This window comes from Streptomyces flavalbus (genome assembly GCF_042674625.1).
GTDB classification, from domain to species: domain Bacteria; phylum Actinomycetota; class Actinomycetes; order Streptomycetales; family Streptomycetaceae; genus Streptomyces; species Streptomyces flavalbus.
The window spans coordinates 7,279,527-7,301,730 of sequence record NZ_JBHTEB010000001.1 but is presented as its reverse complement, the minus strand read 5'-3'; the positions used below and the strand labels follow the sequence as shown (position 1 = coordinate 7,301,730).

General features: G+C 73.8%; 15 protein-coding genes. 5 read left to right on the top strand and 10 right to left on the bottom strand.

Going from position 1 to position 22,204, the window contains the following annotated elements:
• Positions 1-16 precede the first annotated feature (16 nt).
• The 4 genes from ACFQZ6_RS32615 to ACFQZ6_RS32600 form a co-directional block, all read right to left on the bottom strand.
• Positions 17-487 carry a DUF5709 domain-containing protein gene (locus ACFQZ6_RS32615; protein WP_381616597.1) on the bottom strand — a complete coding sequence of 157 codons (471 nt, stop codon included), beginning with the start codon at positions 485-487 and terminating at the stop codon, positions 17-19.
• Between the two features lie 88 nt (positions 488-575).
• Positions 576-1,436, bottom strand: coding sequence for a proteasome subunit beta (gene prcB / locus ACFQZ6_RS32610; RefSeq protein WP_381616594.1), 861 nt, complete (start codon positions 1,434-1,436; stop codon positions 576-578).
• 118 nt (positions 1,437-1,554) lie between these two features.
• On the bottom strand, positions 1,555-3,900 hold the full coding sequence (locus ACFQZ6_RS32605) for a glycoside hydrolase family 65 protein (RefSeq protein WP_381616591.1): 2,346 nt from the start codon (positions 3,898-3,900) through the stop codon (positions 1,555-1,557).
• Positions 3,897-4,637 carry a beta-phosphoglucomutase family hydrolase gene (locus ACFQZ6_RS32600; RefSeq protein WP_381616588.1) on the bottom strand — a complete coding sequence of 247 codons (741 nt, stop codon included), beginning with the start codon at positions 4,635-4,637 and terminating at the stop codon, positions 3,897-3,899. Before ACFQZ6_RS32600 ends, ACFQZ6_RS32605 begins: the two co-directional genes overlap by 4 nt.
• Before the next feature lie 95 nt (positions 4,638-4,732).
• Between ACFQZ6_RS32600 and ACFQZ6_RS32595 the strand changes: the two genes are divergently transcribed.
• On the top strand, positions 4,733-5,488 hold the full coding sequence (locus ACFQZ6_RS32595) for a nucleoside/nucleotide kinase family protein (RefSeq protein WP_381616585.1): 756 nt from the start codon (positions 4,733-4,735) through the stop codon (positions 5,486-5,488).
• Position 5,489: 1 nt separating this feature from the next.
• On the opposite strand, the gene ppdK is transcribed toward ACFQZ6_RS32595, so the two are convergent.
• The 3 genes from ppdK to ACFQZ6_RS32580 all read right to left on the bottom strand — a co-directional run bounded on the left by ppdK (position 5,490) and on the right by ACFQZ6_RS32580 (position 11,998).
• Positions 5,490-8,174 (bottom strand): pyruvate, phosphate dikinase, encoded by a 2,685-nt coding sequence (gene ppdK / locus ACFQZ6_RS32590; RefSeq protein ID WP_381616582.1) that lies wholly within the window; start codon positions 8,172-8,174, stop codon positions 5,490-5,492.
• Between the two features lie 13 nt (positions 8,175-8,187).
• Positions 8,188-9,090 carry a universal stress protein gene (locus tag ACFQZ6_RS32585; RefSeq protein WP_381616579.1) on the bottom strand — a complete coding sequence of 301 codons (903 nt, stop codon included), beginning with the start codon at positions 9,088-9,090 and terminating at the stop codon, positions 8,188-8,190.
• Between the two features lie 184 nt (positions 9,091-9,274).
• Positions 9,275-11,998: an HAD-IC family P-type ATPase gene (locus ACFQZ6_RS32580; protein ID WP_381616576.1), complete on the bottom strand. Its 2,724-nt coding sequence runs from the start codon at positions 11,996-11,998 to the stop codon at positions 9,275-9,277.
• 220 nt (positions 11,999-12,218) lie between these two features.
• Here ACFQZ6_RS32580 and ACFQZ6_RS32575 point away from each other — a divergent pair, with 220 nt between their 5' ends.
• From ACFQZ6_RS32575 to adhE, 3 genes are all read left to right on the top strand, one after another.
• Positions 12,219-13,073, top strand: a complete 855-nt coding sequence (locus tag ACFQZ6_RS32575) for a universal stress protein (protein ID WP_381616574.1) — start codon at positions 12,219-12,221, stop codon at positions 13,071-13,073.
• A gap of 41 nt (positions 13,074-13,114) precedes the next feature.
• Positions 13,115-13,495 (top strand): hypothetical protein, encoded by a 381-nt coding sequence (locus ACFQZ6_RS32570; protein ID WP_381616571.1) that lies wholly within the window; start codon positions 13,115-13,117, stop codon positions 13,493-13,495.
• Positions 13,496-13,759: 264 nt separating this feature from the next.
• On the top strand, positions 13,760-16,408 hold the full coding sequence (adhE, locus tag ACFQZ6_RS32565) for a bifunctional acetaldehyde-CoA/alcohol dehydrogenase (RefSeq protein ID WP_381616568.1): 2,649 nt from the start codon (positions 13,760-13,762) through the stop codon (positions 16,406-16,408).
• A gap of 67 nt (positions 16,409-16,475) precedes the next feature.
• Here the strand turns inward: adhE and ACFQZ6_RS32560 are convergent, their stop codons facing one another.
• From ACFQZ6_RS32560 to pflB, 3 genes are all read right to left on the bottom strand, one after another.
• Entirely contained in the window at positions 16,476-17,162 is a 687-nt protein-coding gene (locus ACFQZ6_RS32560; protein WP_381616565.1) for a helix-turn-helix domain-containing protein, read from the bottom strand.
• A 102-nt stretch (positions 17,163-17,264) separates the two neighbouring features.
• Positions 17,265-18,044 (bottom strand): pyruvate formate-lyase-activating protein, encoded by a 780-nt coding sequence (gene pflA, locus ACFQZ6_RS32555; protein ID WP_381618833.1) that lies wholly within the window; start codon positions 18,042-18,044, stop codon positions 17,265-17,267.
• Positions 18,045-18,049: 5 nt separating this feature from the next.
• Positions 18,050-20,302: a formate C-acetyltransferase gene (gene pflB / locus ACFQZ6_RS32550; protein WP_381616562.1), complete on the bottom strand. Its 2,253-nt coding sequence runs from the start codon at positions 20,300-20,302 to the stop codon at positions 18,050-18,052.
• 166 nt (positions 20,303-20,468) lie between these two features.
• Here pflB and ACFQZ6_RS32545 point away from each other — a divergent pair, with 166 nt between their 5' ends.
• Positions 20,469-22,088 carry a phospholipid carrier-dependent glycosyltransferase gene (locus ACFQZ6_RS32545; protein WP_381616559.1) on the top strand — a complete coding sequence of 540 codons (1,620 nt, stop codon included), beginning with the start codon at positions 20,469-20,471 and terminating at the stop codon, positions 22,086-22,088.
• The last annotated feature ends 116 nt before the right edge of the window (positions 22,089-22,204 follow it).

The window sequence follows — 22,204 nt, the reverse complement described above, 5'->3', positions numbered from 1 at the left end:
CGCGCTCGCGCGGCGCCTACGGCAGGTCGTCGTCGGTGATGTGGACGGCGGCCTCTTCCGCGCCCGCCGCGCCGCCGTCGATGCCGACGTCCTCGGCGACCTCCTCCTTGGTGGTGTCGGAGCGCAGGCCCTCGTCGGGGGCGACCAGGCGTCCGGCGCGCTCGCCGCCCGCCTCGGGGTCGACCGGTTCGCCGTCCCCGTCGGCCAGGTCCCCGATGCCGTCCCCGGCGGGTGCGGCCGTGTCGGGGACCTCCTGGGAGAGGCGTTCGTCGAGGGTCTCGCCGTCGTGCTGCTCGGCGGCGGTGGTGCCGTGCTTGGTGACGCCGAGCGGCTTCTCCGGCGGGGAGTAGCCCTCGTCCAGGATGTCGTCGTAGTCGCGTTCGTCGACGGCGTCCTCAAGGTCCAGGGGAGCGGCGTCCTCCTGTTCCTCGTTGGTCCCCGTGGGCTGGTACACGTCGTCCCCCATCGGTTCGGGGTTCGTGCCCATGAGTCCTCCCTGTCGCCTCGCGTCCCGGTGATCCTCCTCCGCGTATCCCGTTCCGTGCCCGCCAACCTCCGCTGTCCGGGGGAAGCGCTCAGGGCGCCGCGCTCGGGCCGTCCGGGCGGTCGCGGCGCTGGTCGGCCATCTCCTGGCTGAGCCGCGCGGTCTCCGCCTCCGGCAGCCGTTCGAAGCCGTCCCCGGTGATCACGGAGACGACGGGGAAGATCCGCCGGTTGAGGTCCGGGCCACCGGTCGCGGAGTCGTCGTCGGCGGCGTCGTACAGGGCGTGCAGCGCGGCGAGGGCCGCCTCGCGCCGGGCCATGCCGGGCCGGTACAGCTTCTTCAGGGCGCCGCGGGCGTACGGCGATCCGCTGCCCTCGGCGTGGAAGGCGGACTTCTCGTAGGCGCCGCCCGCCACGTCGTAGGCGACGATGCGGCCCCGCCGCCCCTCGGGGGCCGTGGGGTCGTAGCCCGCGAGCAGCGGGACGACGGCGAGGCCCTGCATGGCCTGGGCGAGGTTCTGCCGCAGCAGGCCCGCGAGCCGGGCCGCCTTGGCGCCGAAGGTCATCGGGGTGCCCTCGATCTTCTCGAAGTGCGCCAGTTCGACCTGGTAGAGCTTGACCATGTCGAGGGCGAGTCCGACGCTCCCGGCGAACGCGACCGCCGTGTGGTCGTCGGCGGGGTGCACCTTCTCCAGGTCGCGCTGGGCGATCAGGTTGCCCATGGTGGCCCTGCGGTCCCCGGCGATCAGGACGCCGTCGCCGTAGGCGAGGGCCAGGACGGTGGTGCCGTGCGGGAACCGGCCGGGCTCGGCGCGCACCCCGTCGGGGAGCGGGCTGCGGGTGGGCAGCAGCGCGGGCCGGTGTGCCGCGAGGAACTCGGTGAACGACGAGGAGCCGGGGGTGAAGAACTCCGCCCCCAACCGCCCGCCGCCGGTCTCGTCGTCGCCTGCCATCCGTGGCTCCCCCTTCGTCGTCGGGTCGACACAGGGAGTCCTACCTGAGGCGGACCCGTGGGAAACCCCGGCCGGCGGGGGCCGGGCGAGGTGTCCCCCGGGTCCGCCTCCAGGGCGGTCAGCGGACGGCGGGGCCGCGGTGCGGGGGCTGCTCGGGGGCCGGGCGGTAGACCGGGGGCGGGACGTCCCGGACGGCGGGGTCGTCGGGGCGTACGGTCACCGGGGTGCCGTGGTGGTGGAGGGTGAGCGGGCCGCCGCTGAGGAGGGTGTAGGTGGCCTTGTCGGGGGTGATCTCCACCCGCAGTCGGCGGCCGAGCATCTGGAGGGTGAAGGCGAGACGGCTGAACCGCTCCGGCAGCCGGGGCGCGAAGCCCAGCGTGGCGCCCTCGCGGCGCATCCCGCCGAACCCGGCGACCAGCGCCAGCCAGGTCCCGGCGAGGGAGGCGATGTGCAGTCCGTCGCGGGTGTTGTGCTCCAGGTCCTCCAGGTCCATCAGCGCGGCCTCGGCCGTGTAGTCGTGGGCGAGGCGCAGGTGCCCGGCCTGCGCGGCGATGACGGCCTGGACGCACGCCGACAGGGAGGAGTCCCGGACCGTCAGCGGCTCGTAGTAGGCGAAGTTGCGGGCGACGTGCTCCGCGTCGAAGTAGCTGTGGCAGGTGTACATGGCGAGGACCAGGTCCGCCTGCTTGACGACCTGCTTGCGGTAGAGGTCGAAGTACGGGAAGTGCAGCATCAGCGGGTACTGGTCGGCGGCGGTGCCCTCGAAGTCCCAACGCTGGTAGCGGGTGAAGCCCGCGTGCTGCTCGTGGACGCCGAGTTCGCGGTTGTACGGGATGTGCACGGCCTTGGCCGCGTCCCGCCAGGCGGCGCTCTCCTCGTCGTCGGCGCCGAGCCGGGCCGCCTCCTCCGGGTACCGCTCGACGACGTCGGCGGCGGCCAGCAGGTTCGCCCGCGCCATCAGGTTGGTGTACGTGTTGTCGTCGGAGACGGCGCTGTACTCGTCGGGTCCGGTGACGCCGTTGATGTGGAAGACGCCCTGGTGGTCGTGGTGGCCGAGGGAGCGCCACAGCCGGGCGGTCTCGATCAGCAGCTCCACGCCGGTGTCCCGTTCGAAGGCGGTGTCGCCGGTGGCGGTGACGTAGCGGACCACCGCGTCGGCGATGTCGGCGTTGACGTGGAAGGCGGCGGTGCCCGCGGGCCAGTACGCCGAGCCCTCCGAGCCCTCGATGGTCCGCCAGGGGAACGCGGCGCCGCGCAGCCCGAGTTGGGCGGCGCGCTCGCGGGCGGCCGGCAGGGTGGACTGCCGCCAGCGCAGCGCCTCCGCGACGGAGTTCGGTGAGATGTGGGTGAGCAGCGGCAGGACGAAGGTCTCGGTGTCCCAGAAGGCGTGGCCGTCGTAGCCGGAGCCGGTGAGTCCCTTGGCGGGGATGGCGCGGCCCTCGGCGCGGGCGCCCGCCTGGAGGACGTGGAACAGGGCGAAGCGGACGGCCTGCTGGATCTCCTCGTCGCCGTCGACCTCGACGTCCGCGCGGGCCCAGAAGTCGTCCAGGTAGGACCGCTGTTCGGCGAGGAGTCCCGGCCAGCCGCTGTGCGCCGCCGCCGCGAGCGCCGCCTCGACCTGGTCGCTCATCGCGGGCCGGGAGCGGTTGGCGGACCAGCCGTGCGCGACGATCTTCTCGACCCGCAGCCGCTGGCCGGGCTCAAGCACGGAGGTGACGGTGAGGCGGGCCACGTCGACGTTGCTCTCGCTGCTGGTGGTGGTGCGGTCGGGGCCGGTGACGACGTGGTCGGCGGCGACCGCGACCCGCAGTCCGCTGTGCCGGGTGCGGTGCACCAGCCGCAGCCGGGGGCCCGCCGTGTGGTCCTCCTCGGGCTCCAGCGGGGACTTCAGGGCCCTGGCCTGGCGCGGGTCGCCGTCCTTCGGCGCGGGCAGGGACTCGTTGGCGACCAGCTCCGACTGGATGACCACCCGGGCCGCGCGGCCCACGGGTTCCACCTCGTAGGCGACGGCGGCGATGGCCCGCTGGGTGAGCGAGACCAGCCGGGTGGAGCGCACCCGGATCGTGGTCCCGGCCGGTGAGGTCCACTCGCAGGTCCGCTCCAGGACGCCGCGGCGCAGGTCGAGGACGCGTTTATGGCTGACGAGGCGCCCGTAGCGCAGGTCGAAGGGCTCGTCGTCGACGAGGAGCCGCAGCACCTTGCCGTTGGTGACGTTGATGACGGTCTGCCCGGACTCCGGATAGCCGTACCCGGCCTCCGCGTACGGCAGCGGGTGCACCTCGTGGACGCCGTTGAGGTAGCTGCCCGGCAGTCCGTGCGGTTCGCCCTCGTCGAGGTTGCCGCGCCAGCCGACGTGGCCGTTGGAGAGGGCGAAGACGGACTCGCTCTGGGCGAGCACGTCGAGGTTGAGGGAGGTCTCGCGTACCGTCCACGGCTCGACGGCGTACGACCGCTGCGCTATCACTCCTTGCCTCCCAGCTCCGCGAGGTCGCTGACGACGACGTCGGCGCCGTGCGCGTACAGGGCGTCGGACTGGCCGACGCGGTCGACGCCGACGACGTACCCGAAGCCGCCCGCGCGGCCCGCGTCCATCCCGGCGAGCGCGTCCTCGAAGACGGCCGACTGGGCGGCGGTGACGCCGAGGTCGCGGGCGGCGGCGAGGAAGGTGTCGGGGCGTGGCTTGCCCGGCAGGTTCCGCTCCCGGGCGGTGACGCCGTCGACGCGGGCGTCGAAGAGGTGCTCGGCGTCGATGGAGCGCAGCACGTCGAGGGTGTTGGCGCTGGAGGAGACGATCGCGGTGCGCAGGCCCTGGGCGCGGGCGGCGGCGAGGTAGCGCAGGGTGCTGTCGTAGGGCTCGACGCCGTCGGTGCGGATCTTCTCCAGGAGCAGTTCGTTCTTGCGGTTGCCGACGCCGTGCACGGTGGCCGCGTCGGGTGGGTCGTCGGGGGTGCCGTCGGGCAGGTGGATGCCGCGGGAGGCGAGGAAGGTGCGGACGCCGTCGGCGCGGGGGCGGCCGTCGACGTACTCGTCGTAGTCGTGGTGGGCGTCGAACGGCCGGAAGTCTTCGCCGTCGCGGTCCCGCAGGAACGCGTCGAACGTCTCCTTCCAGGCGGCGGCGTGCACGACCGCCGTTCTGGTGACGACGCCGTCCAGGTCGAAGAGACAGGCCAGGATGCCTTCGGGCAGACCGAGATCCTTCATAGGGACACCGTTCCCCACGGGCGGCCGTTGAGTGGGTAATGCGGACCACATGATGCGCACTTGTAGGAATACGCGCGGCTGGGAGACTCGGCGGTGTGCATGATGACGATCGGACGGCGCCCCTGACCTTCGACGCCCTGCTGGCCCGCGCCCGCGCGCTCACCGGGGCCGGGCGGCGCCGGGCGGTGCTCGGCATCGCGGGCGGCCCCGGCGCGGGCAAGTCGACGCTGGCGGAGCGGCTGGTGCGGGAGCTGAACGGCGGGGGTGAGCCGTGGGCGGCGCGGGTGCCGATGGACGGCTTCCACCTCGCCGACGTCGAACTGCGGCGGCTTGGCCGCCTGGACCGCAAGGGCGCGCCGGACACCTTCGACGCGGGCGGGTACGCGGCGCTGCTGCGGCGGCTGCGGGAGGAGTCCGGCGAGAGCGGCGAGACGGTGTACGCGCCGGAGTTCGAGCGGGACCTGGAACAGCCGCTCGCCGGGGCGATCCCGGTGGGGCCGTCGGTGCGGCTGGTGGTGACGGAGGGCAACTACCTGCTGCTTGACGCGGACCCGTGGCGCCGGGTGCGGGCGGCCCTGGACGAGGTGTGGTTCTGCGAGCTGCCGGAGGCCGAGCGGGTCCGCCGTCTCGTCGCCCGGCACGAGGAGTTCGGCAAGGCGCACGAGGCGGCGGTGGCGTGGGCGCTCGGCAGCGACCAGCGCAACGCGGACCTGATCGCGCCGACGCGGGCACGGGCGGACCTGGTGGTGCCGGTGGAACGGGTCGGCGGGGACCGGCCGCGCGCGAGCCGGACCCCCGGCGGCCGGACAGCTCCAGACCGGGTCGCCGGGGGTCGGCCGATCACGGGGTGAGTCAGCGGGTGTCGCTGGTCTCCGTCTCCGTCAGGGTCGCGCGGCCCGCCTCCAGCCGGGCCGCGGGGATGCGGAAGGGCGAGCAGGAGACGTAGTCCAGGCCCGCCTGGTGGAAGAAGTGGATGGACTCGGGGTCACCGCCGTGCTCGCCGCAGACGCCCGTCTCCAGCCGGGGGTTGGCGGCGCGTCCGGCCTCGACGCCGATCTCGACCAGCCTGCCCACGCCCTCCTGGTCGATGGTCTCGAACGGGGAGGTGTCGAAGACGCCCTCGTCCAGGTAGAGCGGGACGAAGGAGCCCTCGGCGTCGTCGCGGGACAGGCCCCAGGTGGTCTGGGTCAGGTCGTTGGTGCCGAAGGAGAAGAAGTCGGCGGCCTGGGCGATGCGTCCGGCGGTGAGCGCGGCGCGCGGCAGTTCGATCATCGTGCCGATGGGCAGGTCCAGGTCCTCGCCGGTCTCCTCGGTGACCTCGGCGAGCACCCGCTCGGTCTCGGCGCGCACCAGGCGCAGCTCCTCGACCGTGCCGACCAGCGGGATCATGATCTCCGCGCGCGGGTCGCCGCCCGCGCGCCGCCGTTCGACGACGGCCTCCGCGATCGCCCGCACCTGCATGGCGACCAGCCCCGGGACGGCCAGCGCCAGGCGGACGCCGCGCAGGCCGAGCATGGGGTTCTGCTCGTGCATCCGCTCGACGGCGGCGAGCAGCTCCCGGTCGTGCGGGTCGGGGTGGACGGCGGTGGCCAGCCGGACGGCGAGTTCGGTGCGGTCGGGCAGGAACTCGTGCAGCGGCGGGTCGAGCAGCCGGATCGTCACCGGCAGGCCGTCCATCGCGGCGAGGATGCCGGTGAAGTCGGCCCGCTGGAGCGGCAGCAGGGCGCCGAGCGCCGCCGCGCGGGCGGCGTCGTCGCGGGCCAGGATCATCGCCTCGACCAGTGACCTGCGCTCCCCGAGGAACATGTGCTCGGTGCGGCACAGGCCGATGCCCTGGGCGCCCAGGGCGCGGGCGCGGACGGCGTCCTCGGGGGTGTCGGCGTTGGCCCGCACCTCCAGGCGGCGTACGGCGTCGGCGTGGGCGAGGGCGTCGAGGACGGCGGCGGTCACCTCGCTGGTGGCGGTGCCGTTCTCCAGGGCCTCCCCGACCTCGGAGGCGGTCAGCGGCAACGCGCCGAGGTGCACGGTGCCGGTGGTGCCGTCGACGGAGACGACGTCGCCCTCGGTGACGACGGTGCCGGTGGCGGTGGTCAGGCGCCGGGCGACGGGGTCGACGGTGAGGGACTCGGCGCCGCAGACGCAGACCTTGCCCATGCCGCGGGCGACGACGGCGGCGTGGCTGGTCTTGCCGCCGCGGCTGGTCAGCACCGCCTGCGCGGCGATCATGCCGGGCAGGTCGTCGGGGGTGGTCTCGCGGCGCACCAGGACGACGTCCTCGCCCTCGGCGGCGCGGCGCTGCGCGGTCGCGGAGTCGAAGACGACGGCGCCGACGGCGGCGCCCGGCGAGGCGGGCACGCCGCGGGCCAGCGGTACGTCGTCGGAGTGCACGTCGAAGCGGGGGAACATCAGCCGGGTCAGGGCGGCGCCGTCGACCCGGACCAGCGCCTCGTCGGCGTTGATCGCGCCCTCCTCGCGCAGGTCGCGGGCAATGCGGAAGGCGGCCTGCGCGGTGCGCTTGCCGACCCGGGTCTGGAGAATCCACAGCTTGCCGCGCTCGACGGTGAACTCGACGTCGCACAGGTCGCGGTAGTGGCTCTCCAGGGTGCGCAGGTGGTCGCCGAGTGCGAGGTACGACGTCGCGTCGAGCCGCTTCAGCTCGGCGAGCGGCACGGCGTCGCGGACGCCGGAGACGACGTCCTCGCCCTGCGCGTCGGGCAGGTAGTCGCCGTACATGCCGCGTTCGCCGGTGGCGGGGTCGCGGGTGAAGGCGACGCCGGTGCCGGAGTCGGCGCCGAGGTTGCCGAAGACCATCGCCTGGACGTTGACGGCGGTGCCGAGGTCCTCGGAGATGTGCTCGCGGTGGCGGTAGACGCGGGCGCGTTCGCCGTTCCAGGAGTCGAAGACGGCGCGGACGGCGCGGCGGAGCTGCTCGGCGGGGTCCTGCGGGAACTCCTCGCCGGTCTCCCGGCGGATGATCTCCTTGAACTCCTCGGTGAGGGCGTGCAGTTCACCGACGTCGAGGTCCTGGTCGGCGGCGACGGCGAGCTTGGCGCGGTGCGCGGCGATGGCGTCCTGGAAGAGGTCGCCGTCGACGCCCATCACGGTGTGCCCGAACATCTGCACGAGCCTGCGGTAGGAGTCCCAGGCGAACCGCTCCCGCCCGGATGCCTTGGCGAGCCCGACGACGGAGTCGTCGTTGAGGCCGATGTCGAGGATCGTCTCCATCATGCCGGGCATGGAGAACCGGGCGCCGGAGCGCACGGACACCAGCAGCGGGTCGTCGGGCGCGCCGAGCCGACGGCCCATGGCGTCCTCCAGGTCGGCGAGCGCGGCGGCGGTCTGCGCGTGCAGCTCCGGGGGCTCCGCGCCGCTGGCCAGGAAGGTCCGGCAGGCTTCGGTGGTGACGGTGAACCCGGGGGGCACGGGGAGGCCGAGCCGGGTCATCTCGGCGAGCCCGGCGCCCTTCCCGCCGAGCAGGGCGGCCATGTCCCGGTCGCCCTCGCCGAATGCGTACACGTACTTGATGGGTGCGTTCATCGTGGCTGGCCTCTCACTTGTGCGGGACGACGGCGACGGGGCAACCGACGTGGTGGACGGCGGCATGGGTGACCGGGCCGGTGCGCGGGCCGATGGCGCGTTCGGAGAGCTGGTGGCCGACGACCAGCAGGCTGGCCTCGGAGGCGGCGCGTACCAGGGCGGTCGCGGGCTTCTCCCGCACGACCGTCTCCAGCACGGGTACCTCGGGGAACTTGTCCCGCCACATCAGCAGGACGGCGGACAGGAAGCTCTGCCACTCCTCGGCGCGGTAGGGGTTGTCGACGAGGCCGATGTCGCCCTGTCCCAGCCCGAACGCGGACGGCGGCTGCCAGGCGTGCACCACGCGCAGCCGGGCTCCGCGCAGCCGGGCGGCGTCGAAGGCGAACTCGATGACCTCGTCGCAGGGCTTGGTGACGTCCAGGCCGAGGACGACGTCCCGGTAGGGGGTGCTGGTGGTGGCGCTGCCGTCGGCGGCGGGCAGGTGCGAGTCGGCGGCCTGTTCGTCGGCGCGTACCAGGACCACGGGGGCGGTCGCGCGGGCGATGACGCCGAGCGCGACGGAGCCGACCAGGAACCCGGTGAAGCCGCTCAGGCCGCGGGAGCCGAGCACCAGGAGCTGGGTGCGGTCGGCCGCGGTCAGCAGGGCGGTGGTGGCGGGTCCGGGGACCTGTGCGTCGTCGTGGCGTACGCCGGGGCAGGCGCCGACGACGCGCTCCTCCGCGCGGTGCAGCACGCGCCGGGCGACGTGGCGCAGCGCCGCGTCCGAGGGGTCGGTGCCGTGTGGTCGGCTCGCCCCGTCGTGCGCGTGCAGCAGCCGCAGGCCGCACCGGCGGCGCTCGGCCTCCCGGGCGGCCCATTCGGCCGCGGCCAGGCTCTCCGGTGATCCGTCGACTCCGGCGACTACGGGCGGGAGCATGTGGCACACCTCCTGTGCTCGGTCCGCTCTCTCCCCCACAGCGTCCCGCCGCCCGGAGAGCGGCGGCATGGGTCGGTGGGGGTGCCCGCGGGGACCGTTCGGCCCCGTTGGTCCCGGCCCCGGAACGCCGGGAGCCGGGCCCGGTAGGGACCCGGCTCGGGGTACGGCGACGAAGGGGGCGGTTTCAGCCGGTTCGCCCCCGGCTCCGTACCGCCGGGGCCGCCCACCGCCACAGCAGTTCGGCGAGGACGACCGTGGCGGCGGTGGCGAGGCACGCCAGCCAGGCGGTGGCCGTCAGCGGGACGGTGCCGAAGACCGTGCGGGCCCACGGCAGGTGGACGGCGGCGACCTGCACGGCGAGGACACCGGCGAGGCACAGCCACAGGGTGCGGTTGCGCAGTTGGTGGCGGCCGAGGACGGGCCCTTCGTCGGCGCGGGCGTTGAGGGTGTTGAACAGTTGGAACAGCACGAAGGTGGTGAACGCCATGGTCAGCGCGGTGTCGGCGGTGGTGTGCGCACGGGCCAGGGCGAGCAGGGTGACGGTGCCGAGGGCCATGACCGCGCCGGAGCGGGCGATGGCCAGCGTCCGCCGCAGGTCGAGGATGCGCTCGCGCGGGTCGCGCGGCGGATGGCGCATGACGTCGTCGTCGGCCGGGTCGACGGCGAGCGCCATGGCGGGCGGCCCGTCCATGATGATGTTGATCCACAGCAGTTGGGCGGCGGTGAGCGGGGCGGGCAGCCCGGCGAGCGAGGCGCCCAGCAGGGTGAGGATGGCGCCGATGTTGGTGGCGAGCTGGAAGCGGACGAACTTCACGATGTTGGCGTAGATGGCCCGGCCCTCGCGCACGGCCCGCACGAGGGTGGCGAAGTCGTCGTCGGTGAGGACCATGTCGGCGGCCTCCTTGGCCACGTCGGTCCCGGTGCCGCCCATGGCCACGCCGATGTGCGCGGCGCGCAGCGCGGCGGCGTCGTTCACTCCGTCGCCGGTCATCGCCACGACGTGCCCGCGCTCCGACAGGGCGCGCACGATGGCGGCCTTGTGCTCGGGCGCGACCCGGGCGAAGACGCCGATGCCGTCGACGCGGGCGGTGAGGTCGGCCGCCGTCATCCGGTCGAGGTCGGCGCCGGTGACCACCTCGCCGGGGATGTCCAGCTCGCGGGCGATGGCCGCGGCGGTGTCCGCGTGGTCCCCGGTGATCATCTTCACGGCGACGCCCGCCGACCGGCACAGCGCCATCGCCTCCTTGGCGGCCGGTCGGGGCGGGTCCGCGATCCCGGCGACGGCGGTGAGGGTGAGCCGTGGCAGCCGGGGCGGGTCGGTCGGCGGGCCGTCCAGGACGGCGGTGGCGGCGCCCAGGACGCGCAGTCCGGCGCCGCCCAACCGGGCCGTCACCGCGCGGATCGCCGCGCGGTGACCGTCGTCGAGCGGGCGGGTGCCGTCGGCGGCGCGGACGCCGTCGCACAGCTCCAGCAGGACGTCCACCGCGCCCTTCACCCACACGTGGGTGCGCCCGTCGGCGCCGGTGTGGAAGGTGGCCATGTACTTCGTGGCCGGGTCGAACGGCAGCTCGGCGGTGCGCGGGGCACGGGCGCGCAGCGCGTCGGCGTCCAGTCCGGCCTTGGCGGCCAGCACGACCAGGGCGGCCTCGGTGGGGTCGCCGAGGAAGCCGTCGTCGGTGAGGCGGGCGTCGTTGCACAGCGCGAACGGCAGCACCGCCTCGGGCGCGCAGGGTGTGCCGTCCTCGGCGCGGACGGCGCCCCGCGTGCCGTACCCCTCGCCCGTGACGTCGTAGTGGCGTCCGGCGGTCCACAGGGCGCGGACGGTCATCTCGTTGAGGGTGAGGGTGCCGGTCTTGTCGCTGCACACGACGGTCGCCGCGCCGAGCGACTCCACCGAGGCGAGCCGTTTGACGACGGCGCCGCGGCGAGCCATCCGGTACACGCCGAGCGCGAGGGTCAGCGCCAGGACGGCGGGCAGGCCCTCGGGGATGGCGGCGACGGCGAGGGCGACGGCCCGCAGCGCGATGTCCGGTGGCGACTCGCCGCGCACCAGGGCGCTGAGGGCGTACAGGACGACCGCGACGCCGCTGAGCAGGGCGAGGCGGCGGCCGAGGCTGTCCAGTTGGACCTGGAGCGGGCTCGGCGGTTCGGCGCCGGTGCGCAACGCCTCCGCGATGGCGCCGAGTTCGGTGCGCATCCCGGTGGCGGTGACGACCATCTCGGCGCGGCCCCGGGTCAGCGCGGTGTTCATGAACACCATGCCGGTGCGCTCGGCGAGCGGGACGGTTCCGGTACCGGGCGTCTCGACCGCGGCGGTGCCCTTGGCGACCGGCTGGGACTCGCCGGTCAGGGCGGCCTCCGCCACCTCCACCGACTCGGCGACGACCAGCCGCCCGTCGGCCGGTACCCGGTCACCGGCCTCCAGCAGGACCACGTCCCCGGGGACCAGCGACCCCGCCTCGACCTGCGCCTGCGTCCCGTCGCGGCGGACCCGCGCGGTCGGTACGAGCATCCGGCGCAGCGCCTCCAGGCTGCGCTCGGCGCGCCGCTCCTGGGCGTAGCCGAGGGCGGCGTTGATCTGCACGACGACGGTGATGACCACCGCGTCCTTGAGGTCGCCGAGGGCGGCGGCGACCACGGCGGCCAGCAGCAGGACGCCGATGAGCCAGTTGCGGAACTGGTCGAGGAACCGCAGCCACCCGGGCCGCCGGGCGGGTTCGGCCAGCCGGTTCGGCCCGTACGTGGCCGCGCGTGCGGCGGCCTGCGCGGCGGTGAGCCCCGCCGCCGGGTCGACGCCCAGGCCGTCCGCCACCTGCGCGGGCGGCAGCAGGTGGGCGTCCCGGACCACCTCCGGGAGGGTCTCGTCGGGCGTCGGCGCCTGGGCGCCCGCCACCACCGGGCCACGCATCGCTGCTCTCCCCTCCGCGGGCCGGGCGACCGGCCCGCCACTGCCTCCAGCCTCAGTCGGCCCGGGTACGGCCCGCAGGGGCCGGACGGTCCTCGGGGGCGCACCGAACGGCCCTGCCCCCGGCGTCGGCGCGCGGGCCACCCTGGAGGCGGAGAAGGGGACGGCGGGACGGTCCGGCACCCGGCACCGCGCCCACGTCCTACGGACCTGGAGGTGGGCCATGACCGCACCGGTGGTCGTCGGACTCGATGGCTCCCCCGCGAGCGTGACCGCCGCGTGGTGGGCCGCCCGGGCGGCGCTGGACCGGCGGGCTCCGCTCCTGCTGCTGCACTCCTGGACCACCCAGCCCCTGGACGTGCCGATCCCGCAGGAGGCCCGCAGCAAGCAGCTCTACGGGCAGCAGGTGCTGCACCGCGTGTCGGCGGAGCTGCTGCACCGCCACGCCGGACTGACCGTCGCCACCGAGCTGGTGCCGGAGCCCGCCGCCGAGGCCCTGCTGGCCCGCACCGGGGACGGCGACCTGCTGGTGCTCGGCAGTCGTGGGCACGGCTCGGTCGCGAGCTTCCTGCTCGGCTCGATCAGCCTGCACGTGCTGAGCCTGGCGCGCTGCCCGACGGTGACCGTGCGGGCCGGTGACACCGTCGTCGAGACCGGCTGGGGGCAGCCGCCGACCGCGGACCACGACGATGTCGTGGTCGGTGTGCAGCACCCCGGCCCGGACGCCGACCCGCTGCTGGAGCTGGCCTTCGCGGAGGCCGCCTCGCAGGGCGGCCGGGTCCGCGCGGTCCGCGCGCTGCCGCCGTCCTGGCGGTCGGGCACCGGGCCGTGGGCGGCGGAGGGCGAGCGGCTCGCCGCGGCCCTCGAACCCTGGCGGCGGAAGTACCCGGACGTCCCCGTCGTCGAGGAGACGGCGGCGGGCCCCGCGGCGCCGGTGCTGCTGTCCGCGTCCGCGCACGGACGTCTCGTCGTCGTCGGACGCCGCCGCCGTCCGCACCAGCCGTGGCGGCTGGGCCCCGTCGCGCACGCGGCCCTGCACCACGCCCCCTGCCCGGTGGCCGTCGTCCCGCACGACTGACCACCGTCCCGTCCCGCACCACCCGACCCCAGGAGACCCAGATGACCCTCAGCAACAGCGCGGCCCAGGACGCTGGCGGTGTGCGGGTGCGGACCCGCGGCGCGGTGCCCGAGGAGGACCTCGCCTACCTCCGTGCCAAGGTCGGCGCCGCCCTGGACCGGCCGGGACTGCCCGCCGTGACCGGCGAGGTGCGGATCGCGCGGGCGACGGCGTCGCACACCGAGGCGCCGTGGTCGGCGGGCGGTGAGATCCGCGTCGGCGGCGAGCTGGTCGTCGTCCACGACGAGGAGCCGTCCGCCCGGGAGCTCGCGGACCGGCTGCACGACCTGCTGCGCGCCCGGGTCGACCGGCTCACCCACCGCGGCGAGGCGGCGCGCCGGGCGGCGACCCCGCCACCGTGGCGGGGCGGCCCCACGGCGTGACCTGCGCGGACACCGCGCGACGCGAAGGCCGGGTCCCGCGGGACCCGGCCTTCGCGCTGGCCCGGAAGGTCCCGGCGCACCGGGTCCGTTGGTCCCTGCGCCCGGCGGGACGGTCAGGTCGCGGAGGGGACCATCGGCCACTCCGGCGGAGGCCCCCCACCAGGAAGAGTAGGCATCGGGAGGGCATCGTCCCCCGCGGTGCTCCCCCACCCGTAGGTCGTCGGCGGTTCCGGCGGCCGTCACAGCGCAGCAGCGGAGGCATCCATGACCCGGCAAGACGTCGGCACCCCTGACGAAGCCACGCCCGGAGCGCCGACCGACATCGCGGTCGCCGTGGACCGGTTGGTCGCCGCGGGCCTCAAGGCCCTGGCCGACTACGAGGAGTTCGACCAGGAGCGTATCGACCAGATCGTCAAGAAAGCGTCGGTGGCCGCCCTCGACCGGCACACCGCGCTGGCCCAGCTCGCGGTCCAGGAGACCGGTCGCGGCGTCTTCGAGGACAAGGCCGCGAAGAACATGTTCGCCTGCGAGCACGTCACGCACAGCATGGGCAAGATGAAGACGGTCGGCGTCATCGCCCGCGACGACATCGAGGACATGGTCGAGATCGCGGAGCCGGTGGGCGTGGTGTGCGCGATCACCCCGGTCACCAACCCGACCTCCACCACGATCTTCAAGGCGCTGATGGCGCTGAAGACCCGCAACCCGATCGTCTTCGCCTTCCACCCCTCCGCCCAGCAGAGCTGCGCCGAGGCCGCCCGGGTCGTCCGGGACGCGGCGATCGCGGCGGGCGCGCCCGAGGCGTGCGTGCAGTGGATCGAGACGCCGTCGCTGGAGGCGACGAACACGCTGATGCACCACCCGGGCGTGGCGCTGATCCTCGCCACCGGCGGCAACGCGATGGTGCAGGCCGCCTACTCGGCCGGGAAGCCCGCCCTGGGCGTCGGCGCGGGCAACGTCCCCGCCTACGTGCACCGGGACGCCAAGGTCCGCCGGGCCGTGAACGACCTGGTGCTGTCGAAGTCGTTCGACAACGGCATGATCTGCGCCTCCGAGCAGGCCGTGATCCTGCACACCGAGATCTACGACGCCGCGGTGAGCGAGTTCCGGCGGCTGCACGCCCACGTGGCGACCGCCGAGGAGAAGGCGAAGCTGGAGAAGTTCCTGTTCCCGGTCGACAAGACCAAGGGCGGCGGCTGCGAGCCGAAGGTCAACGCGGCGGCGGTCGGGCAGAGCCCGGTGTGGATCGCCGAGAAGGCCGGGTTCAGCGTCCCGAAGGACACCTCCATCATCCTCGTCGAGGCCGGTCGCGTCGGCCCGGACGAGCCGCTGACCCGGGAGAAGCTGTGCCCGGTCCTGGCGGTGCTGCGGGCCGAGGACGACAAGCAGGGCTTCGACCTCGCCGCCGACATGATCGCCTTCCACGGCCAGGGCCACACCGCGGTGGTCCACACCGAGGACCGCGCGCTCGCCGAGGCGTACGGCACCCGGATGAAGACCGTCCGCGTCATCGTCAACGCGCCGTCCTCGCAGGGCGCGATCGGCGGCATCTACAACGGCCTGCTGCCCTCGCTGACGCTGGGCTGCGGCTCCTGGGGAGGAACCTCGGTGTCGAACAACGTCTCGGCGGCGCAGCTGCTGAACGTCAAGCGGGTCTCCACCCGCCGCAACAACCTCCAGTGGTTCAAGGTGCCGCCGAAGATCTACTTCGAACCGCAGGCGATCCGCTACCTGACGTCCATGCCGGACGTGCACCGGGTCACCGTGGTCACCGACGCGACCATGACGAACCTCGGCTACGTCGACCGGATCAACCGGGTGCTCCAGCGGCGCCGGGAGCCGGTCAGCGTGCAGGTCATCGACAACGTCGAGCCGGAGCCGAGCATCGACTCGGTGCGCCGCGGCGCCCGGCTGATGGGTGACTTCCGGCCGGACACGATCATCGCGCTCGGCGGTGGTTCGCCGATGGACGCGGCGAAGGTGATGTGGCTGCTGTACGAGCAGCAGGCGGCGGGCAAGGACATCGACTTCGCCGACATGCGGCAGAAGTTCTCCGACATCCGCAAGCGCGCCTTCCGCTTCCCCGAGCTGGGCAAGCTGGCCCGCCTGGTGTGCGTGCCGACCACGTCGGGCACCGGTGCCGAGGTGACGCCGTTCGCGGTCATCTCCGACCCGGCGTCGGGCAAGAAGTACCCGCTCGCGGACTACGCGCTCACGCCGAGCGTGGCGATCATCGACCCGCTGCTGACCACCAAGCTGCCTCCGACGCTCGCCGCCGACAGCGGCTTCGACGCGCTGACCCACTCGATCGAGGCGTACGTCTCGGTGTACGCCAACGACTTCACCGACGGTCTGGCGCTGCACGCGATCCGGCTGATCTTCGGCAACCTGGAAGCGGCGGTCAACGACCGGGCGAACAGCCCGGAGGCCCGCGAGAAGATGCACAACGCGGGCACCATCGCGGGCATGGCGTTCGGCAACGCCTTCCTCGGCATCGTGCACGCCATGTCGCACACCCTGGGCGCGACCTTCCACGTGGCGCACGGCAGGACCAACGCGATCCTGCTGCCGCGCGTCATCCGCTACAACGGCACCGTCCCGACGAAGCTGACCGGCTGGCCCAAGTACGAGAACTACCGGGCCCCCGAGCGCTTCCAGGAGATCGCCGTCGCGCTGGGCCTGCCCGCGGCCACCCCGCAGGAGGGCGTGGAGTCGCTAGCCTCGGCGGTGGAGCGGCTGCGGGACGCGGTCGGCATCGAGCCGTCGTTCGGCGCCGTCGGCGTCAACAAGAAGGCGTTCATGGCGGCCCTGCCGCAGCAGGCGATGAACGCCTACGAGGACCAGTGCGCCCCCGCCAACCCGCGGATGCCGATGCTGGACGACATGCAGGAACTCATGCGGGCCGCGTACTGACCGCTCCCGCGACGAGCCGAACCGCCCCGGTGGAGACCCCACCGGGGCGGTTCGTATGTCCGGGAGGTCAGGTCGTGATGCGGCGGCCCGTGATGAGGCGGGGCTCGATGCGGACCCACAGCGGGCGCCCGCCGCCCGCCCAGGGGCGGGTGTAGGCGCGTTCGTCGAGGAGGCGGGCGACGGCCGGGTCCGTCACGGCCTCCGCGTCGCCGCGGACCAGGACGCTCCAGCCCTGGCTGAGGGCGTCGTCGACGCGGTCGGTCTCGAAGCCGACGCGGCGGCCGACGGCCAGCGCGGGCGTCGCCCCCGGACGGGTGCGGTAGACGACGGCGCCGTCCACGACGCCGTAGTTGACCGGCACCACGGCCGGGCCCTCCCAGGTGTTCACCGCGATCCGGCCCACCCCGTGCGTCGACAGCAGCTCCCGGCACTCCCGCTCGCTCAGCTCGGTGAACGACGGGTGCGGGGAGGCGTGCCCGATGCCCGGCGGCAGGTCGGTGTCGCCGCCGGTCAGCTCGCTGACCGTGGTGCGCAGCACGCCCGCCAGCCTGACCAGCACGCCCGCGTCCGGTGTCGCGCCGGGCCGTTCCTCCAGGTAGCGGAGGTAGCTGGGCGCCATCCCGGCCCGCAGGGCGGTGGCCGTGCGGGTCAGCCCCGCCGCCGTGCGCCGTTGCGCGATCCGGCGTCCGAGGTCGCCCGGCGCGTGGTGCGTCCGTGCCGTCTGCGCCTCCTGTGTCGGAACCCTGGCGGTCATGCCCGTCACCTCCGTGCGTCAAATGGCCGCGCACCGGTCGTCCTGACGGACGCCGGTGCGGAGTGGACCGTGTGTTCTGTTGTCGGTTGTCCTGTCGTCGGTTCAGCAGGCGGTCAGCCCGTGTGCCCGGAACTGTCCGCGTACCCGTTCCACCAGGTCCGGGTCGGGCGACGGGGTGCCTTCCAGCGGGAAGGGCATTCCGAGCGCCTCGTACTTCGCCGCGCCCAGCTTGTGGAACGGCAGCACGTCCACGCGCTCCACCGAGCCGAGCCCGGCGACGAACCGGGCGAGCCCGTCGATCGCCTCGGCGTCGTCGGTCCAGCCGGGGACCAGCACGTAGCGGATCCACATCCGCTTGCCGAGCCGGTCCAGGCGGGTGGCGAAGGACAGGGTGGGGGCGAGTTCGCCGCCGGTCAGCTTCCGGTAGGTCGCCACGTTGAACGACTTGATGTCCAGCAGCACCAGGTCGGTGTCGGCCAGCAGCTCGTCGCTCGCGCGGGCGCCGAGGAAGCCCGAGGTGTCCAGGGCGGTGTGCAGTCCGGCCTCCTTGCAGCGGCGCAGCAGGGCGCCGGTGAAGGCGGGCTGGAGCAGCGCCTCGCCGCCGGTGACGGTGACGCCGCCCCCGGCGGTGGTGAGGAAGGCGCGGTACTTGTCGATCTCGGCCATCACCTCGTCGACGGTGGCGTCCTTGCCGTCCCGCATGTGCCAGGTGTCGGGGTTGGCGCAGTACAGGCAGCGCAGCGGGCAGCCACTGACGAAGAGCACGAACCGGGTCCCGGGACCGTCCACGCCGGTGGACAGGTCCCAGGAGTGGATACGGCCGTGAACGGCCCGCCCGGGGACCGACCCGGGCGAGGCGTTCACATCGGTACCGGTGTCCACGGTGGTCACAGCGCTCCGTGGAAGGTACGGCTGATGACGTCGAGCTGCTGCTCACGGGTCAGCCGTACGAAGTTCACCGCGTACCCGGAGACCCGGATCGTCAGCTCGGGGTACTTCTCCGGGTGCTCCATGGCGTCCTCCAGGGTGGCCCGGTCCAGGACGTTGACGTTCATGTGGAAGCCGCCCGCCGACATGTAGGCGTCGAGGATGCCGGTGAGGTGGTGGGCGCGGTCACCGGGGTGGTTGCCGAGCCCCTGCGGGGTGATGGTCGTGGTGAGCGAGATGCCGTCCTTGGCCTGCTCGAACGGCAGCTTCGCCACCGACAGCGCGGACGCGGCGACACCGTGCCTGTCCCGGCCGTTCATCGGGTTGGCGCCCGGCGCGAACGGCTGTCCGGCGCGCCGCCCGTCGGGGGTGTTGCCGGTGTGCTTGCCGTACACCACGTTGGAGGTGATGGTCAGCACGGACTGGGTGTGCTCGGCGTCCCGGTAGGTCGGGTGCTTGCGCACCTTCGCCATGAACGACTCCACCAGGTCGACGGCGAGCGCGTCGGCGCGGTCGTCGTTGTTGCCGTAGGCGGGGTACTCCCCCTCGGTCTCGTAGTCGACGGCGAGCCCGGTCTCGTCCCTGATGACCTTCACGCGCGCGTGCTTGACGGCGGACAGGCTGTCCACGGCGACCGAGAGACCGGCGATGCCGCAGGCCATGTAGCGGTGCACGGGGTAGTCGTGCAGGGCCATCTCGATGCGCTCGTAGGCGTACTTGTCGTGCATGTAGTGGATGACGTTGAGCGCGTCGACGTAGGTCTCGGCGAGCCAGTCGAGGACCTTGTCGTACGCCCCGGACAGCTCGTCGTAGTCGAGGTACTCCCCGGTCAGCGCGGGCAGTTCGGGCGCGATCTGGTCGCCCGACATCTCGTCCCGGCCGCCGTTGATCGCGTACAGCAGCGCCTTGGCGAGGTTGACGCGGGCGCCGAAGAACTGCATCTGCTTGCCGACCGCCATCGCCGAGACGCAGCAGGCGATCGCCGTGTCGTCACCGGCGTGCGGGCGCAGCAGCTCGTCGGACTCGTACTGCACGGCGCTGGTGTCGATGGAGACCTGGGCGCAGAACTCCTTGAAGCCCTCCGGCAGCCGCGGCGACCACAGCACGGTCAGGTTGGGCTCGGGCGCCGGGCCGAGGTTGTAGAGGGTCTGGAGGAAGCGGAACGACGTGCGGGTGACCAGCGGGCGGTCGTCGTCGCCGATGCCGCCGATGGACTCGGTGACCCAGGTGGGGTCGCCGGAGAACAGGGCGTCGTACTCGGGGGTGCGCAGGAAGCGCACGATCCGCAGCTTGATGACGAAGTCGTCGACGAGTTCCTGGGCGCGCTCCTCGTCGATGACACCCGCCGCGAGGTCCCGCTGGAGGTAGACGTCGAGGAAGGTGGAGGTGCGGCCCAGCGACATCGCGGCGCCGTTCTGCTCCTTCACCGCGGCGAGGTAGCCGAGGTACAGCCACTGCACGGCCTCGTGGGCGGTGGCGGCGGGCCGGGTGACGTCGCAGCCGTAGCTGGCCGCCATCCGCCTCAGCTCGTCCAGGGCGCGGATCTGCTCGGCGATCTCCTCGCGGTCGCGGATGACGTGCTCGGTGGACGGGCGGGCGTCCAGCAGGGCCCGCTCGGCACGCTTGGCGGCGACGAGCCGGTCGGTGCCGTAGAGCGCGACGCGCCGGTAGTCGCCGATGATCCGGCCGCGGCCGTAGGCGTCGGGCAGGCCGGTGATGATCCCGGCCTTGCGGGCGGCCCGCATGTCGGGGGTGTAGGCGTCGAAGACGCCGTCGTTGTGGGTCTTGCGGTAGGTGCCGAAGACCTTCTGCACGAACGGGTCGGGCTCGTAGCCGTAGGCGCGCAGCCCGTTCTCCACCATGCGCAGCCCGCCGTTGGGCATGATCGCGCGCTTGAGCGGGGCGTCCGTCTGGAGTCCGACGATCAGCTCGCGCTCCTGGTCGATGTAGCCGGGCGCGTGCGCGGTGATCGTGGACGGGGTCGCGGCGTCGACGTCGTAGATGCCCTTGCGCCGCTCCTCGGGGAAGAGGGAACTCACCTTCTCCCAGACCGTGCGGGTGCGCTCGGTCGGCCCGGCCAGGAACGCCGCGTCGCCCTCGTAGGGCGTGTAGTTGGCGTGGATGAAGTCACGTACGTCGATCTGCTCCCGCCACCGGGTTCCGGTGAATCCGCGCCATGCCGCTGCCGCCGGTTCCTTCGCTGCCGCCGTCATCGCGGGTCTCCCTCTCTCAACCTCATGTGGATGTGTCCCCACTGCCTCGATGCTCGCCGTTGGGGCGGGCCGCGGGGCAGGGCCGACCGGGGCAGGACGGCCCGCCATCGGTCCCCCGCACCGGGCCGTTCGGCCCGCCGTGGCCCCGGGGTGGGAGGGTGGGGCCATGTGGCGGCCGGGGTTGCGGGTTTCGGAGCGCGCCCGGGGGTGGCTGGTGCCCCTGGTGGCGGTGGTGCTGCTGGCGCAGATGGCGGTGGCGATGGTGACCGCCGCCGTGCGGCAGACGCCGACCATCGACGAGCCGGTGTACGTGGGCGCCGCCGCCGACTACCTGCACGGGTACGGGCTGCGCCACAACGCCGAGCACCCGCCGCTGGGCAAGCTGGTGATCGCGGCGGGGGTGGCGTTCTCGGGGGCGCGGGTCGACGGGGCGGACTTCGACGGCGGGCAGGGCGCGTGGGGGCGGCACCTGCTGTACGAGTCCGGCAACGACCCGGGGCGGCTGCTGCTCGCGGCGCGGCTGCCGGTGATCGTGCTGACGCTGCTGTTCGGCGTGGTGGTGTTCCGCTTCGCGCGGGAGCTGGCGGGCCGGTGGGGCGCGGTGCTGGCGCTCGCCCTGTACGCCTGCTCGCCGGACGTCGTCGCGCACGGTTCGCTGGCGACGCTGGACGTGCCCACGGCGGGGTTCCTGCTGACGTCGGTGTGGCTGCTGTGGCGGGCCCGGACGCGGCCGAGGTGGTGTCTGCCGCTGGCCGGGGCGGCGCTGGGGGCGGCGGTGGCCACGAAGATGAGCGCGCTGGCGGCCTTCCCGGTGCTGGTGGGGCTCGCGGCGCTGTCGGCGTGGGCGCCGGGGGGTGCCCGGCGGTGGCGCCGGGCGGTGCTGGGCGCGGCGGTCGTGGCACTGGCCGCGGTCGCCGTGGTGTGGGCGGTGTACGCGCTGGCCGATCCGCGGCTGCGCTGGGCGCCCCGGCAGCACGTGCCGGACGTGGCGGGGCTGCGCGGGCACCTGGTGGCGCTGCTGCCGTTCCCGGAGGCGTACCGGGACGGGACGCGGATCCAGTTCCACCTGGAGACCTACCCCTGGGAGGGCTTCTTGTTCGGCCGGGTCTACACCGGGTCGCTGTGGTACTACCTGCCCGCCGCGCTGCTGGTGAAGACGCCGCTGGGCGCGCTGGCGCTGTGGGCGGCCGGTGCGGTGGCGGTCCTCGCGGTACGGCGGCTGCGGCCCGCGGCGCCGTACGTGCTGCTGCCCGCCCTGGTGCTGCTCGCCGCCGCGATGCGCGGCTCGCGGGACTTCGGCACCCGGTACGCCGTCTTCCTGCCGATGTTCCTGGCGGTGGCGGCGGGCTGTGTGCTGGCGGTGCGGTGGCGGTGGGTGCCGGTGGTGTCGGGGGCGCTGGCGGTGTGGGTGGCGGTGAGTTCGCTGCGGACCTACCCCTACTACCTGCCGTACGCCAACGAGGCGTTCGGGGGGACGGCGGCGACCCGGCGGCACCTGCACGACTCCAACGTGGACTGGGGGCAGGACCTGGGGCGGCTCGCCGACCGGCTGCGGGAGCGGTACCCGGGGGAACGGGTCTGGCTGGTCTACAAGGGCAGCGGGGTGCCGTCCGCGTACGGCATCGACGCCGAGGACCCGCGCCGGGTGCCGGAGGGTGACGTACACGGGCTGCTCGTGGTGTCGGACTCGGCCGCCGCGAAGGCGCGGGGGCGGCTGGCGGACCTGCTGGCGGGCAGCCGTGAGGTGGACCGGGTCGGGTACTCGATCACCCTCTACCGCCGCTGATCCACGGCGTCTTGGCCCTCGTATCCCCTCGTATCCCGCCCTGGTCAGGGCTGTGCGTGAGCTATGTTGAGAACTTCTTGCGGACAAGTGGACAAGCGGACAAAGGGAGAGGGGCA

Excerpts from the sequence above, each read along its gene's own strand:
- ACFQZ6_RS32575 (WP_381616574.1), top strand. The coding sequence starts at position 12,219 with ATGACCGCACCGGTGGTCGTCGGACTCGATGGCTCCCCCGCGAGCGTG.
- ACFQZ6_RS32615 (WP_381616597.1), bottom strand. The coding sequence starts at position 487 with ATGGGCACGAACCCCGAACCGATGGGGGACGACGTGTACCAGCCCACG.
- adhE (WP_381616568.1), top strand. The coding sequence starts at position 13,760 with ATGACCCGGCAAGACGTCGGCACCCCTGACGAAGCCACGCCCGGAGCG.
- ACFQZ6_RS32545 (WP_381616559.1), top strand. The coding sequence starts at position 20,469 with ATGTGGCGGCCGGGGTTGCGGGTTTCGGAGCGCGCCCGGGGGTGGCTG.
- ACFQZ6_RS32570 (WP_381616571.1), top strand. The coding sequence starts at position 13,115 with ATGACCCTCAGCAACAGCGCGGCCCAGGACGCTGGCGGTGTGCGGGTG.
- ACFQZ6_RS32585 (WP_381616579.1), bottom strand. The coding sequence starts at position 9,090 with ATGCTCCCGCCCGTAGTCGCCGGAGTCGACGGATCACCGGAGAGCCTG.
- ACFQZ6_RS32560 (WP_381616565.1), bottom strand. The coding sequence starts at position 17,162 with ATGACCGCCAGGGTTCCGACACAGGAGGCGCAGACGGCACGGACGCAC.
- ACFQZ6_RS32600 (WP_381616588.1), bottom strand. The coding sequence starts at position 4,637 with ATGAAGGATCTCGGTCTGCCCGAAGGCATCCTGGCCTGTCTCTTCGAC.
- ppdK (WP_381616582.1), bottom strand. The coding sequence starts at position 8,174 with ATGAACGCACCCATCAAGTACGTGTACGCATTCGGCGAGGGCGACCGG.
- pflB (WP_381616562.1), bottom strand. The coding sequence starts at position 20,302 with ATGACGGCGGCAGCGAAGGAACCGGCGGCAGCGGCATGGCGCGGATTC.
- prcB (WP_381616594.1), bottom strand. The coding sequence starts at position 1,436 with ATGGCAGGCGACGACGAGACCGGCGGCGGGCGGTTGGGGGCGGAGTTC.
- ACFQZ6_RS32580 (WP_381616576.1), bottom strand. The coding sequence starts at position 11,998 with ATGCGTGGCCCGGTGGTGGCGGGCGCCCAGGCGCCGACGCCCGACGAG.